General features: G+C 53.6%; 18 protein-coding genes. 8 read left to right on the top strand and 10 right to left on the bottom strand.

What is annotated here, in order from left to right:
• The first annotated feature begins 212 nt into the window (after positions 1 to 212).
• The 4 genes from fabI (at position 213) to pdeR (ending at position 6,479) form a co-directional block, all read left to right on the top strand.
• Entirely contained in the window at positions 213 to 1,001 is a 789-nt protein-coding gene (gene fabI, locus OTG14_RS08700) for an enoyl-ACP reductase FabI (protein WP_003856831.1), read from the top strand.
• Positions 1,002 to 1,155: 154 nt separating this feature from the next.
• Positions 1,156 to 2,142, top strand: a complete 987-nt coding sequence (locus OTG14_RS08705) for a CMD domain-containing protein (protein WP_024907130.1) — start codon at positions 1,156 to 1,158, stop codon at positions 2,140 to 2,142.
• An 88-nt stretch (positions 2,143 to 2,230) separates the two neighbouring features.
• The gene (locus tag OTG14_RS08710; protein ID WP_267214946.1) at positions 2,231 to 4,165 is read left to right on the top strand and encodes an exoribonuclease II; all 1,935 of its coding nucleotides are present in this window, start codon (positions 2,231 to 2,233) and stop codon (positions 4,163 to 4,165) included.
• Between the two features lie 322 nt (positions 4,166 to 4,487).
• Positions 4,488 to 6,479, top strand: a complete 1,992-nt coding sequence (pdeR, locus tag OTG14_RS08715; RefSeq protein WP_267214947.1) for a cyclic di-GMP phosphodiesterase — start codon at positions 4,488 to 4,490, stop codon at positions 6,477 to 6,479.
• On the opposite strand, the gene OTG14_RS08720 is transcribed toward pdeR, so the two are convergent.
• Positions 6,476 to 7,345 (bottom strand): crotonase/enoyl-CoA hydratase family protein, encoded by an 870-nt coding sequence (locus OTG14_RS08720; RefSeq protein ID WP_032647560.1) that lies wholly within the window; start codon positions 7,343 to 7,345, stop codon positions 6,476 to 6,478. The two genes, pdeR and OTG14_RS08720, sit on opposite strands and share 4 nt — an antisense overlap.
• 193 nt (positions 7,346 to 7,538) lie before the next feature.
• Here OTG14_RS08720 and OTG14_RS08725 point away from each other — a divergent pair, with 193 nt between their 5' ends.
• From OTG14_RS08725 to osmB, 3 genes are all read left to right on the top strand, one after another.
• A complete protein-coding gene (locus tag OTG14_RS08725) occupies positions 7,539 to 7,721 on the top strand; it encodes a YciZ family protein (RefSeq protein ID WP_024907126.1) in 183 nt (60 codons plus the stop codon).
• Between the two features lie 43 nt (positions 7,722 to 7,764).
• Positions 7,765 to 8,517 carry a DNA-binding transcriptional regulator YciT gene (gene yciT, locus OTG14_RS08730; protein WP_048991911.1) on the top strand — a complete coding sequence of 251 codons (753 nt, stop codon included), beginning with the start codon at positions 7,765 to 7,767 and terminating at the stop codon, positions 8,515 to 8,517.
• A 263-nt stretch (positions 8,518 to 8,780) separates the two neighbouring features.
• Positions 8,781 to 8,999, top strand: coding sequence for an osmotically-inducible lipoprotein OsmB (gene osmB, locus OTG14_RS08735; RefSeq protein ID WP_008501216.1), 219 nt, complete (start codon positions 8,781 to 8,783; stop codon positions 8,997 to 8,999).
• Positions 9,000 to 9,104: 105 nt separating this feature from the next.
• Here the strand turns inward: osmB and yciH are convergent, their stop codons facing one another.
• The 5 genes from yciH to pgpB form a co-directional block, all read right to left on the bottom strand.
• Positions 9,105 to 9,431, bottom strand: a complete 327-nt coding sequence (yciH, locus tag OTG14_RS08740) for a stress response translation initiation inhibitor YciH (protein ID WP_061714980.1) — start codon at positions 9,429 to 9,431, stop codon at positions 9,105 to 9,107.
• The gene (gene pyrF / locus OTG14_RS08745) at positions 9,431 to 10,168 is read right to left on the bottom strand and encodes an orotidine-5'-phosphate decarboxylase (protein WP_267214948.1); all 738 of its coding nucleotides are present in this window, start codon (positions 10,166 to 10,168) and stop codon (positions 9,431 to 9,433) included. Before pyrF ends, yciH begins: the two co-directional genes overlap by 1 nt.
• 185 nt (positions 10,169 to 10,353) lie before the next feature.
• Positions 10,354 to 11,523: a lipopolysaccharide assembly protein LapB gene (gene lapB / locus OTG14_RS08750; protein WP_023335944.1), complete on the bottom strand. Its 1,170-nt coding sequence runs from the start codon at positions 11,521 to 11,523 to the stop codon at positions 10,354 to 10,356.
• 6 nt (positions 11,524 to 11,529) lie between these two features.
• Complete coding sequence (locus OTG14_RS08755; protein WP_023312067.1) at positions 11,530 to 11,838, bottom strand: LapA family protein; 309 nt, start codon at positions 11,836 to 11,838, stop codon at positions 11,530 to 11,532.
• Between the two features lie 148 nt (positions 11,839 to 11,986).
• Positions 11,987 to 12,754: a phosphatidylglycerophosphatase B gene (gene pgpB, locus OTG14_RS08760; protein ID WP_032647569.1), complete on the bottom strand. Its 768-nt coding sequence runs from the start codon at positions 12,752 to 12,754 to the stop codon at positions 11,987 to 11,989.
• A gap of 197 nt (positions 12,755 to 12,951) precedes the next feature.
• On the opposite strand from pgpB, the gene ribA reads away from it, so the two are divergent.
• Positions 12,952 to 13,542, top strand: coding sequence for a GTP cyclohydrolase II (gene ribA, locus OTG14_RS08765; protein WP_008501210.1), 591 nt, complete (start codon positions 12,952 to 12,954; stop codon positions 13,540 to 13,542).
• Positions 13,543 to 13,577: 35 nt separating this feature from the next.
• Here the strand turns inward: ribA and acnA are convergent, their stop codons facing one another.
• The 4 genes from acnA to cysB all read right to left on the bottom strand — a co-directional run bounded on the left by acnA (position 13,578) and on the right by cysB (position 18,278).
• Positions 13,578 to 16,253, bottom strand: a complete 2,676-nt coding sequence (acnA, locus tag OTG14_RS08770) for an aconitate hydratase AcnA (RefSeq protein WP_267214949.1) — start codon at positions 16,251 to 16,253, stop codon at positions 13,578 to 13,580.
• 161 nt (positions 16,254 to 16,414) lie between these two features.
• Positions 16,415 to 16,513 carry a small membrane protein YmiC gene (ymiC, locus tag OTG14_RS08775; RefSeq protein ID WP_032623144.1) on the bottom strand — a complete coding sequence of 33 codons (99 nt, stop codon included), beginning with the start codon at positions 16,511 to 16,513 and terminating at the stop codon, positions 16,415 to 16,417.
• 311 nt (positions 16,514 to 16,824) lie between these two features.
• Positions 16,825 to 16,965 (bottom strand): YmiA family putative membrane protein, encoded by a 141-nt coding sequence (locus OTG14_RS08785; protein WP_213327741.1) that lies wholly within the window; start codon positions 16,963 to 16,965, stop codon positions 16,825 to 16,827.
• A 338-nt stretch (positions 16,966 to 17,303) separates the two neighbouring features.
• Positions 17,304 to 18,278, bottom strand: coding sequence for an HTH-type transcriptional regulator CysB (gene cysB / locus OTG14_RS08790; protein WP_024907120.1), 975 nt, complete (start codon positions 18,276 to 18,278; stop codon positions 17,304 to 17,306).
• Between the last annotated feature and the right edge of the window lie 112 nt (positions 18,279 to 18,390).

An 18,390-nucleotide genomic window follows, 5' to 3' on the forward strand; every position in this document is an offset into this window, starting at 1 on the left:
GATATACTGGACGAATGCTGAAATTTTGAGCCCCCGCGAGTCCGCGGTGCATTCTTCGGGGCAGGCGTCTTCGGAGAAGTGCGAGAAATATCGTGACACAAGGGGCTGTGAGTGGGCTATAATTTCGAGCTAATTTCGAATGATTTTGAAATACTGCCTGTAACGCTATGAATTACAAGGCAAAATTAGCAATGAATATAAGGATTAAAGCTATGGGTTTTCTTTCCGGTAAGCGCATTCTGGTGACTGGCGTTGCCAGCAAACTGTCCATCGCATACGGCATCGCACAGGCAATGCATCGCGAAGGCGCTGAGCTGGCGTTCACCTACCAGAACGACAAGCTGAAAGGCCGTGTTGAAGAGTTTGCCGCGCAGCTGGGTTCCAGCATTGTTCTGGAATGTGACGTTGCACAAGACGAAAGCATCGACGGCATGTTTGCTGAACTGGCAAAAGCATGGCCTAAATTCGACGGTTTCGTTCACTCCATCGGCTTCGCTCCTGGCGACCAGCTGGACGGCGACTACGTGAACGCGGTTACCCGTGATGGCTTCAAAATCGCGCACGACATCAGCTCCTACAGCTTCGTTGCGATGGCGAAATCCTGCCGCGCGATGCTGAACCCGGGCGCAGCCCTGCTGACCCTGTCCTACCTGGGCGCTGAACGTGCTATCCCTAACTACAACGTTATGGGTCTGGCTAAAGCGTCTCTGGAAGCGAACGTACGCTACATGGCGAACGCAATGGGTCCTGAAGGCGTGCGCGTTAACGCCATCTCTGCAGGTCCTATCCGCACCCTGGCCGCTTCCGGTATTAAAGATTTCCGTAAAATGCTGGCACACTGCGAAGCGGTTACCCCGATTCGTCGTACCGTTACCATTGAAGATGTGGGTAACTCTGCAGCATTCCTGTGCTCTGACCTTTCCGCGGGTATCTCCGGCGAAGTGGTTCACGTTGACGGCGGCTTCAACATCGCTGCAATGAACGAGCTGGAAATTAAATAAGCTGTGACTCTCTTCCCGCCCGGGAAGAGAGTATTTCCCCCCGCGTCACCCCTTCGTTATTCCGTTCTGCTATTTGTTATCACCTAACAATATTTTTCCCTTTATCTGCCTTACGCCAGGATATTGATCGCCATTTTGAGATCAAGGAACGCACATGGAACAACGCCGTTTTTCCGGCAAAGGCCACTGGTATCACGAAACCCAGTCAAACCACGCGCAGACGGATGTTCTGCCCTTGGTGCCCGAAGCCGCTAACGTCGACGATCGTTTTTTGCTCGATTTAGCCTTGCCTGATGAGATTGTCGCCGCCTGTTCTGGCTGGCTTACCCCTGCCAGAGCCTTATGCCACCAGCTGTTTCCGCTCTCGATCCCCGTGAACCGCCTGCATACGCTCAGCGCTTACGATCGGCTCAGTACCGCGCTAACGGTCGCACAGGCCTGTGGCGTTCAGCGGCTCTGTAACCATTACGCCGCCCTCCTCGCCCCGCTTCCCGGCCCGGACTCCTCGCGCGAAAGCAACCGCCGCCTGGCACAGATCACCCAGTATGCCCGCCAGCTCGCCAGCTCTCCTGATGTCATTGATGATAAAGCGCAGAACCAGCTTGATGAGGTGGGTCTGTCCACGTACGACATCGTGGTGATTAACCAGATTATCGGGTTTATCGGTTTTCAGGCGCGCGTGGTCGCGATTTTTCAGGCGCTGTTGGGACACCCTGTTCGCTGGTTGCCAGGCCATCATATTCAGCCGCACACGCTTCCCGCGAGCCACGATGCATGGGTGCCGCTTTTGCCCGTCGTGGAGCTGCGCTATGCGAGTGCGCATCAGCTTGAGTCGCTGTCTCGCTGGCAGGCCGAACCCGCGCTGGAGGCGCTGACGCCGGTGCTTTGCCATGAGCCGTCGCTGCTCGACCTGACCGGAGAGATCCTGTTAAACAGCCGCGCAGAGATCCCGCAGACGTCACCCGCACTTTCGGCGGCGGTCGAACTGCTGACCCGCTCTCCGGACCGCTTCAGCGCCGCGCAGTTTACCCCGCTCACGGATCAAGGACTCCAGGGCGAATATGCCATCACGCTGCTTACCCAAAGTGCGTTTGATGGCTGGCTCAATCGTCTGAAAGTAGCGTTTGGTAAAGAGGAATAACCACACTCATTACCCAAAGACCGCTTGCTGAGACAGTGAGAATCGCGTAAAACTGTCAGCCGCTCAATGGCTACGAAAATAGAACATTATGTTTCAGGACAACCCGCTGCTAGCGCAGCTTAAACAGCAACTGCATTCCCAGACGCCGCGTGCAGAAGGGGTCGTAAAAGCCACGGAAAAGGGCTTTGGCTTCCTTGAAGTTGACGCGCAGAAAAGCTACTTCATTCCGCCACCGCAGATGAAGAAAGTGATGCATGGCGATCGCGTCATGGCCGTCATTCATACCGAGAAGGATCGCGAGTCCGCTGAACCAGAAGAACTGATCGAACCGTTCCTGACCCGTTTTGTGGGTAAGGTGCAGAGAAAAGACGATCGGCTTTCTATCGTGCCGGATCATCCCCTGCTGAAAGATGCCATTCCCTGCCGCGCCGCCCGTGGCGTTGAGCATGATTTTAAAGAAGGTGACTGGGCCGTAGCAGAAATGCGCCGTCATCCTCTGAAAGGCGATCGCGGTTTTTATGCTGAGTTGACTCAATTCATCACCTTTGGCGCCGACCATTTCGTGCCATGGTGGGTCACGCTGGCACGCCACAATCTTGAAAAAGAAGCGCCGAACGGCGTAGCGACCGAGATGCAGGACGAAGGTCTGACGCGTCGCGATCTCACCGCGCTGGAGTTTGTCACCATCGACAGCTCCAGCACCGAAGATATGGACGATGCGCTCTACGCTGAAGAGAGCGACGATGGCAAACTGCACCTGACCGTTGCCATTGCCGATCCCACCGCCTGGATTGCCGAAGGTAGCAAGCTGGATGACGCGGCGAAAATCCGCGCCTTCACAAACTACCTGCCGGGCTTCAACATTCCGATGCTGCCGCGCGAATTGTCAGACGATCTTTGCTCGCTGCGTCCAAATGAAGTGCGCCCGGTCCTTGCCTGCCGCATGACCATTGCTGCGGATGGCGCGATTGAAGACGATATCGAGTTCTTTGCTGCCACTATCGAATCGAAAGCCAAGCTGGCCTACGATAACGTGTCCGACTGGCTTGAAAATACCGGTAGCTGGAAACCTGAATCAGACGCCATTGCCGCGCAGATCCGTCTGCTGCATCGCATCTGTCTCAACCGCAGCGAGTGGCGTCAAACCCATGCGCTGGTGTTCAAAGATCGTCCGGATTATCGCTTTGTTCTGGGTGAGAAAGGCGAAGTGCTGGATATCGTGGCCGAACCGCGACGCATTGCGAACCGCATTGTTGAAGAAGCGATGATTTCCGCCAACATCTGCGCCGCACGCGTGTTGCGCGACAAGCTGGGCTTTGGCATTTACAACGTCCACACCGGGTTTGATCCGGCGAACACCGAAGCGCTGGCGGCCCTGCTGAAGAATCACGATGTGCATGTTGATCCGGAAGAAGTGCTGACCCTGCCAGGCTTCTGCAAGCTTCGCCGCGAACTGGACGCGCAGCCGTCGGGCTTCCTGGACAGCCGCATTCGTCGCTTCCAGTCATTCGCGGAAATCAGTACCGAGCCGGGCCCGCACTTTGGTCTTGGCCTCGAAGCATACGCCACCTGGACATCGCCAATCCGTAAGTATGGCGATATGGTTAACCACCGTCTGCTGAAAGCGATTATCAAAGGCGAAACCGTTGCTCGTCCTCAGGAGGACACCACGCTGCAGATGGCCGATCGCCGCCGTCTGAATCGCATGGCGGAACGTGACGTTGGAGACTGGCTGTACGCTCGCTTCCTGCAGGATAAAGCCGGGACGGATACACGTTTCGCCGCGGAGATCATCGATATCAGCCGCGGGGGAATGCGCGTCCGCCTGGTCGATAACGGTGCTGTCGCGTTTATTCCTGCGCCGTTCCTGCATGCGGTTCGTGACGAAATGGTCTGTAGTCAGGAAAACGGTACCGTGCAAATTAAGGGTGAAACAGTTTACAAGGTCACCGACGTGATTGACGTCACTATCGCCGAAGTTCGCATGGAAACCCGCAGTATTATCGCGCGCCCTGTCGCCTGATAACCGGTTCAATTGTCGGTCCTTTCCTTCGCGGAAAGGCCGACAATTTTTCTTTTTATCCCCGCCACAAAATCATTATTTTTCCTTACTATTTTCAGTCTCCCTTCGCCCAAATTCGCCATAATTATCTACAGTAAAAGAGTGTTGTTATATTCGGTTACGTGAATTTTTATACGCTCCGTATCCTTTTTTGCCTGACTCGTTTTATTATAAGAAATTAGGGAAAAACAATAAGTTCACTTCGGTTTTGCCGCTGTTTCTCAACGGAAAAGTCGACTGCAAATGAATAATTTGTGCGCTAATGAAAGCTGCGGGAGAAAACATGATGGACGATCTGGAGCCGAATTTGCTGTTTCGCTACATGGGGACTTACAGCCCGTGGTGGCGCTTGTCAGCTGACAGCAACGCTCTGCACCTTTCCACCAGCGAAAATGCCGATGTCACTCAGGTCGTGGCGCTGGACGATGAACAGGCCGATCTCATCCGTCATTTAACCGTTATTACCTCCAGTATTTCAATGTCGCTCTCCCTCTACGGTGAAGATGTTCCGGTTCATCTTGTGGGCCGTAAAATTACCCGTAACGAGTGGGCCGGAACCGCTTCTGCCTGGAACGATACCCCCTCCGTGGCACGCGATCTGGCTCAGGGGCTCTCTTTCGCGGAACAGGTTGTCTCAGAGGCTAACTCCGTCATTGTTATTCTCGATCGGCACGGCAATATCCAGCGTTTTAATCGGCTTAGCGAAGAGTACACCGGCCTGAAAGAACATGAAGTCATTGGCCAGAACGTCTTTAAGCTGTTTATGAGCCGCAGCGAAGCGGCAGCTTCAAAGCGCAATATTACCGGTTTTTTTCGCAACGGCAGCTCCTACGAAGTCGAACGCTGGATCAAAACGCGTAAAGGGCAACGGCTGTTTCTGTTCAGAAACAAATTCGTTCACAGCGGCAGCGGTAAAAATGAAATTTTCCTTATCTGTTCCGGGACCGATATTACCGAGGAGCGCCGCGCTCAGGAGCGGCTGCGCGTGCTGGCCAATACCGATACCATCACTGGCTTGCCAAATCGCAATGCGATCCACGACCTGATTTCTGACGCCATCGCCAACCGCGGGGACACGCAGGTGGGCGTGGTGTATCTCGATCTGGATAATTTTAAAAAGGTCAACGACGCTTACGGGCATATGTTTGGCGATCAGCTGTTACAGGCCGTTGCCCTCGCCATTTTGAGCTGCCTGGATGAGGAACAGGTGCTGGCGCGACTTGGCGGTGATGAGTTTATCGTCATGGCCACCAATACCTCTCAGGGCTCTCTGGAGGCGATGGCATCGCGCATTTTAACCCGTCTGCGCCAGCCGTTCCGAATCGGGCTGATTGAGATTTATACCGGTTGCTCCCTGGGCATCGCCCTCGCCCCTCAGCATGGCAACGACCGGGAAAGCGTCATTCGTAACGCCGATACCGCCATGTACACCGCCAAAGAGAACGGCCGGGGCAAGTTCTGCGTCTTCTCGCCCGAGATGAACCAGCGCGTGTTTGAGTATCTCTGGCTGGATACCAACCTGCGTAAGGCGCTGGATAACGATCAGCTCCTGATTCACTACCAGCCGAAAATCACCTGGCGCGGGGAGGTCAGAAGCCTTGAAGCGCTGGTCCGCTGGCAATCACCAGAACGGGGTTTGATCCCGCCGCTGGAGTTTATCTCTTATGCCGAGGAGTCGGGGTTGATTGTGCCGCTGGGCCGCTGGGTGATGCTCGATGTGGTTCGCCAGGTGGCGAAATGGCGTGATAAGGGAATAAACCTGCGCGTGGCGGTGAACGTCTCTGCACGCCAGCTGGCCGACCAGACTATTTTCAGTGACTTAAAGCAGGCGCTGAAGGATCTGAATTTTGAATACTGCCCTGTCGATGTCGAATTAACCGAAAGCTGTCTTATCGAGAACGAAGAGCTGGCGCTGTCCGTGATCCAGCAGTTCAGCCGACTCGGGGCGCAAATTCATCTGGATGATTTTGGCACCGGCTACTCTTCCCTTTCTCAACTGGCCCGCTTCCCTATCGATGCCATTAAACTCGATCAATCGTTTGTCAGGGATATTCATAAGCAGTCCATCTCCCAGTCTCTGGTGCGCGCTATCGTCGCGGTGGCGCAGGCATTAAATCTGCAGGTGATTGCCGAAGGTGTGGAAAGCGCAAAAGAAGACGCCTTTCTGACCAAGAACGGCGTCAACGAACGGCAGGGTTTTCTGTTTGCTAAGCCGATGCCCGCTGCCGCATTCGAGCGATGGCTAAAACGATATCAAGCGCGAAATCAACGTTAACTGGCTTTACGCAACCCCGCCGCGTGATGGCGGTTTTGCAGCGTGACCAGACGCTCCATGTAGGCGATATCTTTCGGCTCAAGGCAGAAAGCGGCATCAACCCAGTCTTCCGTGATATCCATCAGTTCACTGCGGGGCAATTGCAGAACGCGCGTACGCGCGCGCAGCATCGCCCTTACGCCATTCAGTTTTGGCCGCAGAGTATCGATGAAGGTTCGGGTGGAGACATAGCTTTGTCCGGGTTCAAACAGGACATCCACCAGCCCGTGCTGTTCATACCATTCAGCCGTATGGGATTCCCCCTTATAGATGAGTTCCTCCGCCAGCTTCATGCCAGAACGGCGTGCAACCAGGGAATATCCCCCCATACCCGGAAACAGGTTGAAGGCAATCTCCGGAAAACCCAGACGGGCATCGCGCTGAGCCAGGACAAAATGGTGCGCCAGAGCGGCCTCAAACCCGCCCCCTAAAGCACTGCCTTCGACCATCGCCAGAGAGATGGCCCCTGTATCAAACCCCCGTGAGGCCGCATGGACGCAATCAACGCAGGCGCGAGCGTACGCCCGTAACGCCTCCCGACGTCCGTTCTGAATGCACTCGACGAAGAACTGTAAATCACCGCCCACATTGTACATATCGGGAACCAGCGAACCGGTTACCCAAAAATCAACCGCAAAGCCAGACTGGCGAACCAGCCATGAGAAGTTCATGATCTCCTCAATTAACGCATGGTTAAAACAAGGCCGTGGCTGGGCCCGCAACATCATCCAGACGGTGTGACGCTCCGCTTCGTAATACCCTGACAGCTGCGTGAACCGTTCAGTATCGGTAAACAGTGTGCAGGTAGGCTGATTGATAACTGTCATAGTCTAATTCCTCTTATAAAAAAGCGCCTTGCGCGCCGTTTTAGACTAATCCACTCAATAAGCCCACTGCATGAGGGGGAATAAATTTATCACTTACGTTTATGTAATTTAGTTATTGCATTTTTTCCCTTCTCTTTTGATCCTAATTTCTGCATCATTGAAAATATTAACTTTTCGCGCCTGGGGTGAGATTATGTCTACTATTGACGCACAAGCTGTAGCACAACGAATTGATACCGTGCTGGATATCCTGGTGGCGGGCGATTATCACTCTGCTATCCGTAATCTCGAGATCCTGAAGTCTGAACTTCTTGCTCAGAATGGTGCTGACAACGCGCCTGAAAACAGACAGCCAAAAGCGCCGTGGGAAGTTTAACCCCACCGTCTCCGACCTCGTTTCGCTTTATTAAATGGATGCTATGAATTCCCGACAACAACTCATTTTGCAGATGGTCATCGATCAGGGACGCGTAAGCGTAGTCGATCTCGCTAAAACCACCGGCGTGTCTGAAGTCACAATCCGTCAGGATCTTAATCTGCTGGAAAAACAGAGCTACCTGCGTCGCGCGCACGGATATGCTGTCCCGCTGGACAGTGATGACGTTGAGACGCGCATGATGAATAACTACGCGCTCAAACGTGAACTGGCGGAATTTGCCGCGTCCCTGGTGAACAACGGCGAGACCGTTTTTATTGAAAACGGCAGCAGTAATGCCCTTCTGGCACGCACGCTTGCCGATCAAAAGGACGTTACTATCATCACCGTCAGCAGCTATATCGCGCATTTGCTCAAAGAGACGCGCTGCGAGGTGATTCTGCTCGGGGGTATTTACCAGAAAAAAAGCGAAAGTATGGTAGGCCCGCTGACCCGTCAGTATGTCCAGCAGGTTCATTTCAGCAAGGCCTTTATCGGGATTGACGGCTGGCAACCGGAGACAGGTTTCACCGGTCGGGATATGATGCGCTCTGACGTTGTGAATGCTGTGCTGGAAAAAGAGTGTGAAGCCATTGTGCTCACCGACAGCTCTAAATTTGGCGCCGTTCACCCGTATACGATGGGCCCCGCTTCACGCTTTAGCCGCGTGATTACCGACGAAAGATTGAGCGACGCGCACCGAAATAAACTGGAAGATGACGGACTGATCGTCAATATTATTAAAACGACCGCCTGAGTTCCCTCCGCGCCCGAATTTCGGGCGCATACGCCCTTCTTTCTCTGAGATGATTCTTAACCCTGCTTTAAGAGTTTTTACCTGTTTAACCCGCCTTAAAGTCGTAAAATTAATGTTAGCGATATAACAGGAAGTGACTATCACCTGCGTGATTACGTAACGCCTGCGCGACCAGCTTTCACGGAGAACAGAATTAAGTATTCGATTCGTCTATACTTAACGTGTACATCTTTCCGTGAATCGATAATTCAGGAGAAAGTATTATGACCTTAACCAGCAAAAAATTAGCCGCCGCTGTTCTGGCAATCACTGTAGCAATGTCCCTGAGCGCATGCTCTAACTGGTCTAAACGTGACCGTAACACCGCTATTGGTGCCGGTGCCGGTGCTCTCGGTGGTGCAGTATTAACGGATGGTAGTACGCTGGGTACATTAGGTGGCGCTGCTGTCGGTGGTATTATCGGTCACCAGGTTGGCAAATAATTATTATCTAAGCCTTCCTCGATATTGCGGTATTTAAACGCATTTCAGGTCTGACATACGCACGTATATAACACGAGCCACGGCATCTGCCGTGGCTCATTTATTTTAGCCGCCTGCCAGTTTGACTTTCATGCCTTTGGCTTCCAGCAGCGATTTTATTAAATCGCGTTTATCACCCTGGATTTCAATAATGCCATCTTTCACGGCACCGCCGCAGCCACATTTCTTTTTCAACTCGGCCGCCAGCGTTGTCAGTTCAGCATCATCCAGGTCAATGCCGGAGATCAGGCAAACGCCTTTCCCTTTTCGTCCGCTGGTCTGGCGCTGGATCCGAACGATGCCGTCCCCCTTAGGACGTTCCACTTTCGCTTTCGGTTCGTCTATACGCCCACTCTCGGTTGAATAGACCAGACGACTGTTGGAATCGGTCATTACGCCCCCTTTTTCAGCGATGCGTTGATAGCCTTAAGCGTCTCAGCAGGGTTTGGAGACTGCGTCACCGGACGACCGATGACCATGTAGTCAACGCCTGCAGCCAGCGCCTGCTCAGGCGTCATAATGCGGCGCTGATCGCCCACGTCGCTGCCTGCAGGGCGGATCCCCGGCGTGACCAGTTTAAAATCCCGGCCCAGCGCTGATTTGAAACGAACCGCTTCCTGCGCGGAGCAGACGACGCCATCCAGGCCACACTGCTGCGTCAGACGCGCGAGACGTTCGGCATGCTCCGCAGGTGACAACGTCATGCCAAGGTCGCGTAAATCACTTTCGTCCATACTGGTCAGCACGGTGACTGCGATCAACAGCGGCGCATCTTTACCGAACGGCAGGAGCGCCTCACGGGCGGCGGTCATCATTCTTGCCCCGCCCGACGCATGGACGTTGACCATCCATACGCCCAGCTCTGCGGCTGCGGCAACGGCGTGGGCCGTAGTATTCGGGATATCATGGAATTTGAGGTCGAGGAAAACGTCAAAGCCGCGCTGTTGCAGATCGCGAACGATTTGCGGTCCAAACAGCGTGAACATCTCTTTGCCAACTTTCAAACGGCAGTCGCGAGGGTCGATACCGTCGACAAACGCCAGTGCAGCGTCACGCTTATTGTAATCAAGCGCAACAACAACAGGAGAATCCGTAATTACGCGGGAAGTGGAGGATGTAACAGACGTCATGACCAGCCCTTTTCGTCTATGGGCGCGCAGCGGCGCGGAACAGATAAACGGCCAGCATTCTACCTGCCGACGCCGCAAATTGACAGGATCCTTTTACGCGCCTGCTAGGCTGGCAAACCGCACGGAGTAAAGGATACGGTAAAAACCATCAGTATGTTGTAACTAAAATGGGGCGTTTTAAAAAATCACTGCCCGTCCAGGCCACGAATGGGCTTGATGGTGGACCAGGCACGGCAGGAAGGACAGTGCCAGTAGAGCGTATACGCGGTAAAACCACACTTCTGGCAACGATAGCGCGGCTTGCTGCGCACCTGCTCGCCAACCATGTCGCGCAGGACCATCAGGCTCTCTTTGGCGCGCCCTTCTTCAGCATCGTTCAGGTGGTAATCCATCAGCTTATGGAACACCCGCATGGTCGGATGACGCTGCAGCTGGCGCGTAATATACACCTGCGCGGTGTCGCTTCCCTCATACTGCTCAACAACGTCTGAGAGCATCAGTTCAGCGGTGGCACCGGTATTTTCTTCCACGCAGCGACGCAGGAATGCCACCCACTCTTCCTGCTTGTCCAGCTGTTGATAGCAGGTTTGCAGCATTTCCAGCGTTTCACTGACCAGCTCTTTATCCTGGTCGATAACCCGCAGCAGGCTTTCAACGGCTTTGGCATAGTCGCCATTCGCCATAAAGACGCGTCCCATCATGATGGAGATTCGCGCGCTGTTGCGGTCCGCGGCGGCGCCTTTCTTCAGCAGCGCCATGGCTTTATCCATGTCGTCGTTACCCATCTGCTGAAGCGCAAGCTCACAGTAGAAATGGGCTATCTCAACGCGCTGCTTATCTTTACCCAGCTTCACCAGGCGTTCAGCCGTATCAATGGCTTTTTGCCAGTCGCTGGTGGCCTGATAAATCTGCAGGAGCTGCTGCAGCGCGCCGATGCGGAAATCTGTTTCATCCACCAGCTGCGCGAACATATCTTCGGCGCGATCGTACAACCCCGCGGCCATGTAATCACGCCCCAGCTGTTGCACCGCAAGGAGACGTTGATCGTAGGTCAGCGAGGCGCTTTCCATCAGGGTCTGGTGAATACGAATGGCGCGATCGACCTCGCCGCGCGAGCGGAACAGGTTACCCAGGGTGAGATGCGCTTCAACCGTCCCTGTATCCTCTTTCAGCATATCGAGGAACAGGTCTACCGCTTTGTCCTGCTGATTGCTCAGGAGGAAGTTCACCCCCGCAACGTAGTCGCGGGAGAGCCGGTTGGCCTCATCCTGTTTTGTTTGTTGCGCACTTCTGCGGCCCATATACCAGCCATAGGCTGCGGCTACAGGCAAAAGCAGAAACAACAACTCCAGCATAGTCGATTATTCCTTCACGACCGGCACACCAGAGCTTTCCGGGATGTCAGACGCAGGGGCAATGTTATTTTCGAGTCGCTTAATTTTACGTTCAGCGCGCGCAAGAGAAACACGGACTTTCAACCAGAACAGACCGCAAACCAGCCAGCCAATGGCAAAACCAGCAGCAAATAAGACCGCCAGCAGGCTCGAGACGCGATACTCACCCTGAGCCAGCAGATAGTTAAACGTCACCTGCTGATCGTTTTGTGCACCCAACGTGACTGAAATGACAAAAATCGCCAATACCAGTAAGAAAATGAGTAAATATTTCACATTACTTCCCGTTATGTGGTTCAAGCGAATAAAGTGTGTTCAACTCACCGCAATCAGCCTTATAAACTACCATTTTAGCGACGGGCGCGAAACGGAAAAAGTGACGCGCCAGTCATGTATCTATGGGCATAATACGGTTTATCAACCGTCAGGCGTCCGTTTGGTCCCTTTCGGCTATTTCTTCTTTCTCTTCTGGCGGTGGTGTAAGCGGGCCGCAGAATCGTTCAGCGAGCCAGGTCGCCAGCGTCACCAGCAGCCATGAGATAAGCGTGGCAACGACCAGGTCCCGCGGCCAGTGCATCCCCAGCAGTAAGCGGCTGCCCATAACCCCTGTCGCCCAGACAAGTAAAATCACGAGCGTGACCGTTCGACGCCTTGGCCACAGCAGCCCCACCCCCAGTAACGCCCAGCTGGCCGCAAACATGGTGTGACCGGAAGGAAACGCGAATCCCGTCTCTTTCTGCCAGTGTTTACGCAAGAATTTCGGGATATCCTGCTGTTCCGCAAGCTGTTCTTTCACCAGGGTTCCGCGATCTTTACGCTTTAAATTGTAGAACTCATCCACCGGAACATGATGCGTTTTTTCCAGCCAGACGACAAAAGGACGCGGTTCCTGAACGCGATCTTTTACCCAGGACTTCACGCCCTGACCAACAAGGATAGCGCCTCCGAGGATCGCAAAAAGCATCAGCGCCGCACGCAAACGAAAGCGCAGGCACCACAGAAACCAGGCGCAGAGGAGGACATGGGTAATAATTCCCCACGGCTGGGTGACCGTTTCCGTTATCCAGTATAACGTTTTCAGCCACGTGGCATTCTGCCCCGGCTGCCACATCCAGCCTGAGAGCCATACGGCCAGGGGCATAATCAGTAAAATGGCCGCGCCTGCTGCCGTACGTCTGGCGATTGAAAGCATGTCTTCTCCTTTTTCGCTAAGCCTCACAATCATAACTGAAATTCATTCGATGGGTGGATATGTCGGATCGTGCGTTTAACGTTCATATAGCATGGTGCCTATTAGGCGAACCTGCTGAGCTTGTGGCAAAATGAACTGATACAGAAAGCAAAACAGGGCAAAGGCACGAAACGTGTCAGCCTACTCTGGAGAATCACATGCAGCTTAAACGTGTGGCAGAAGCCAAACTGCCAACCCCATGGGGCGATTTCCTGATGGTGGGTTTTGAAGAACTGGCAACCGGACAGGATCATGTCGCGCTGGTGTATGGCGACATTTCAGGGCAGACGCCGGTGCTGTCCCGCGTCCATTCAGAGTGTCTTACCGGCGACGCGCTGTTCAGCCTGCGCTGTGATTGTGGTTTCCAGCTGGAAGCCGCCCTGTCTCATATTGCAGAAGAAGGCCGCGGCGTGCTGCTTTATCACCGTCAGGAAGGTCGTAATATTGGTCTGCTGAATAAAATCCGCGCTTACGCGCTTCAGGACCAGGGCTACGATACGGTGGAAGCAAACCATCAGCTCGGCTTCGCCGCTGACGAACGCGACTTCACCTTGTGCGCCGATATGTTCAAGCTGCTGGGCGTGGACGAAGTTCGTCTGCTGACCAATAACCCGAAAAAAGTGGAGATTCTGACCGAAGCGGGGATCAACATCGTTGAGCGTGTACCGCTGATTGTCGGCCGTAACCCGAAAAACGCCCACTACCTGGATACTAAAGCTGCCAAAATGGGCCATCTGCTGAAAGAGTGATATAAAAAGCCCGGCACGCGTGCCGGGCTCGTTCATCAATCCAGCATCTTACGAATCACGTAATGTAAAATGCCGTCGTTCTGGTAGTAGGTCAGCTCGGTTGCCGTATCAATACGGCATCGGCACTCCAGCACCTCGGTTTTGCCGTCTGCCCGCGTTAACGTTACCGGCACCGTTTTACCCGGCTGCAGGTTTTGCAGGCCGCTAATGTCAATCTGCTCTTCCCCGGTCAGGCCCAGCGTTTTACGCGTCACGCCCTGCGGGAACTCAAGCGGCAGGATCCCCATACCAATCAGATTCGAGCGGTGAATACGTTCGAACGATTCGGCGATGACCACGCGAACGCCAAGCAGACGCGGACCTTTCGCCGCCCAGTCACGGCTGGAGCCGGAACCGTACTCTTTCCCGGCAATCACCGCCAGCGGCGTACCTGCCTGTTGATATTTGACCGCCGCATCATAAATCGACACCACTTCCGTCCCCGGCAGATAGCGCGTCATGCCCCCTTCCACGCCCGGCACCATTTCGTTACGAATGCGGATGTTGGCAAAGGTCCCGCGCATCATGACTTCATGGTTACCGCGGCGCGATCCGTAGGAGTTAAAATCACGGCGTTCGACGCCCCGGCTTTGCAGATAACGACCCGCCGGGCTATCGGCTTTGATACTCCCCGCCGGTGAGATGTGGTCCGTCGTGACAGAATCCCCCAGCATCGCCAGAATGCGCGCGCCGTGGATATCCTTAAGCGGCGCCGGCTCGGCCTGCATCTCATCAAAGAACGGCGACAGACGAATATAGGTCGAGTCATCCTGCCAGTCATAGGTATCAGAGCCAATGACGTTGATGGCTTTCCATTCCGGCGTGCCTTCAAAGACCTCCGCATACTCTTTGCGGAACATCTCGGTTGAGACTTTTTCAACGGCCAGCGCGATTTCCCGCGAGGATGGCCAGATATCTTTCAGGTAGACAGGATCATTCTTGCGATCGTGGCCAATCGGATCGGTCACCAGGTTGATATTCATGTTCCCTGCCAGGGCATAAGCGACCACCAGCGGCGGCGAGGCGAGCCAGTTGGTTTTCACCAGCGGGTGAATACGCCCTTCAAAGTTTCGGTTGCCGGACAGGACCGCGCCTACCGTCAGGTCACCCTGCTTAATCGCCGTTTCAATGGGTTCAGGCAGTGGACCAGAGTTACCAATACAGGTCGTACAGCCGTAGCCCACGAGGTTAAAGCCCAGTTCGTCAAGGTACGGCGTCAGTTTGGCCTGAGCCAGGTAATCCGAAACCACTTTGGAACCTGGTGCCAGCGAGGCCTTGACCCATGGCTGAGGTTTTAGCCCAAGCTCTACCGCCTTTTTAGCCAGCAGACCGGCTGCCATCAATACGCTGGGGTTGGACGTGTTGGTGCACGAGGTAATGGCGGCAATCACCACCGCACCATCCGGAAGCTGATACTGATGTCCGTTCAGAACATAGTCGACGGGACGATGGTCCTTCTGCGCCACGTTTACTTCCAGCGCATTGCTGGCGGCAAAGGCTTTTGGCACGTCACTCAGCGCAACCCTGTCCTGCGGGCGTTTCGGCCCTGCGAGGCTCGCTTCGACGCTTCCCATATCGAGTTCAAGCGTGCTGGTGAAAACAGGCTCATCGCCCGGATTGCGCCACATGCCCTGCGCTTTGGTGTACGCTTCCACCAGCGCGACCTGCTCTTCGCTACGTCCGCTAAGACGCATGTATTCCAGCGTCACATCATCAATAGGGAAAAAGCCGCAGGTTGCACCGTATTCCGGCGCCATATTGGCAATGGTGGCGCGGTCGGCCAGCGGCAGTGAATCCAGTCCGTCCCCGTAGAATTCGACAAACTTGCCTACCACACCATGCTTACGCAGCATCTGGGTGACGGTAAGCACCAGATCGGTGGCGGTAATGCCTTCAGACAGCCTGCCGGTGAGCTTGAAGCCCACCACATCCGGGATAAGCATGGACACCGGCTGGCCGAGCATGGCCGCTTCCGCTTCGATACCCCCGACGCCCCAGCCCAGCACGCCCAGACCGTTGATCATGGTGGTATGGGAGTCCGTGCCCACCAGCGTGTCCGGATAGGCGACCCATTCTTTATCCTGCAATTCGCTCCAGACGGCTTTACCCAGATATTCAAGGTTAACCTGGTGACAAATACCGGTACCTGGCGGGACCACGCTAAACCGGCTGAACGCCTGCTGCCCCCATTTCAGGAACACGTAGCGCTCGTGGTTACGCTCCATCTCCAGACGCACGTTCTCGCCAAAGGCGTCATCATCACCAAAGCGATCGACGGTTACGGAGTGGTCAATAACGAGGTCAACGGGGGAGAGCGGATTCACTTTTGCCGTATCTCCGCCGAGACGCTTAACGGCCTCGCGCATCGCGGCCAAATCAACGACGGCAGGGACGCCGGTAAAGTCCTGCATCAGCACCCTTGCCGGGCGGTAGGCGATTTCTCTGTCGGCATGGGCTTTTTCAAGCCACCCTGCCAGCGCCTGGATATCATCGAGGGTGACAGAGTCACCGTCCTGCCAGCGCAATAGATTTTCCAGTAAAACTTTCAATGACTTGGGTAAACGCGAAATGTCCCCAAGCGTTCTGGCAGCCAGCGGCAGGCTGTAGTAATGCCAGGTTTTATTTTCTGCCTGTAATGTGTCCTTACTGGCTTCGCGTAGGGTTAACGACATAAGCTCCTCCTTAATCACAGAGATGCCCCGACAATCATCAGGGCCGTAATTAAAGATAACACAAAGATGTCGTAACGTTTTGATAACAACCCAAATTGATAAATTTAGGATTGGTCCAGAACAGGAAAACAAAAAACCCCGCCTTAGCGAGGTTTTACAATTTAGTGGAGGGCCAACCAGATGAGCTGGCTCCAGAACAGAATCGACACGGTAAAAACGCCGATCCATGACCAGTATTTGTGAGACGTCATGTTATTCATCATAGGGACACCAGGCATTATTTATAAAACGTTCCGAGGTTTGACCTCAGTGCTATATTGCTGATGTGTATTTATTAAAGAGTACAAAAGTGCAGAGTCGATATTCAGACTATTTGCATCATTACGCAATTAACTAAATTATTGTTTTTTGGGTTCGTCTTCTGCGAACACATCAATAAACGCTTGCTGCTGCGGCGTCAGTTTCCAGGACGCGGGTACAACAGTCGCAGGTGCTTTACGCCCTCTGTGGCCATTGTCACGATGCTGACACATCTGTTTTACCGAAGCTGTACGTACCGTCACTGCCATATTTAACCCCAATATTTCCAGGCCAGGAGAGCAACCACCACCCAAAACAGGGTAGAGACGAGAAAGACCGCCAGCCAGGCTTTACGCTTGAGCGCAGGATCCCTTTGCGGTTCTTCACTTCCTGAAGGCATTGCTAACCTCATACAATCGACATCGCTTATCATTTAGGACCAAACAATTGGTACAATTAATCATCTGTTGAGATAAATCCTAAAGAAACTTTAGCCGAAAAGCCAGTGAATTTACGCACCGGGAGGTATGAAATATTCAATCTTTTGACCAGAAATAAATAATTGAAAAGAAAAATTTGCGAAGGCGTAAATTAGTTTCTACTTTTGTCGCCAATTCACGACATTATAACCTTACGGATTAAATGGATAATGACATTATATGACAGGGGATACGTAGATGATGATAATTCTAATTTAGCTTTGAGGCGTTATTTCGGTATCTTTCCCTGAGGGAAAGATACCGGGTGTGATTATTTTTCGGGGAGTTTGATGTCTTTAAACATCTCTTCAATATCTTCATTTGAGCGTAATGCAACGGCGGTATCAACCACATCACGCGTTAAATGAGGGGCAAAGCGCTGAATAAAATCATACATATAGCTGCGCAGGAAGGTGCTGCGACGGAATCCAATCTTTGTGGTGCTATGACTGAAAACATCGTGCGCATCAAGACGCACCAGGTCAGGGTCTGACACCGGATCCACCGCCATGCTGGCAATGACGCCCACCCCCAGACCAAGCCGCACATAGGTCTTAATCACGTCTGCATCCGTCGCGGTAAAGACAATGCGCGGCGTTAGCCCTGCCCGGTTAAAGGCCGTATCAAGCTCGGAGCGGCCGGTAAAGCCAAACGTATACGTCACCAATGGATACTGCGCCAGCTCTTCAATAGAGACCGACCCTTTACCCGCCAGGGGGTGATCCGGGGTCACCACGATGGAACGGTTCCAGTGATAGCATGGAAGCATGACCAGATCGTCGTAGAGGTGAAGCGCTTCGGTGGCGATGGCAAAGTCTGCATTACCCTTGGAAACGGCTTCAGCAATTTGCGTTGGCGAGCCCTGGTGCATATGCAAAGAGACGCGGGGATAACGCTCGATAAAGCCTTTGATGACACCGGGAAGCGCATAGCGCGCCTGGGTATGCGTCGTGGCAATATACAGCGAACCTTTATCCGGCCAGGTGTGTTCCCCTGCCACTGACTTAATCGCATCGACTTTAGAGAGGACTTCCCGCGCAATGCGGATGATTTCCTGACCCGCGGGCGTCACCTGAGTGAGATGCTTACCGCTGCGGGCAAATATCTGGATACCTAACTCATCCTCCAGCATACGAACTTGTTTGCTGATGCCCGGTTGCGAGGTATACAACCCCTCGGCGGTAGAAGAGACGTTAAGGTTATGATTCACCACCTCAACGATATAACGAAGCTGCTGTAATTTCATGCCAGACCATCCGATTTAGCGCATGCGGTCAATCGCTTAAGACGATTTAATAATAAGAAACAGGTTAACTATAACCACTATATCATTTATAGCCTGACTGTATAGTACGGAA

The organism is Enterobacter pseudoroggenkampii, assembly GCF_026420145.1.
GTDB lineage: Bacteria > Pseudomonadota > Gammaproteobacteria > Enterobacterales > Enterobacteriaceae > Enterobacter > Enterobacter pseudoroggenkampii.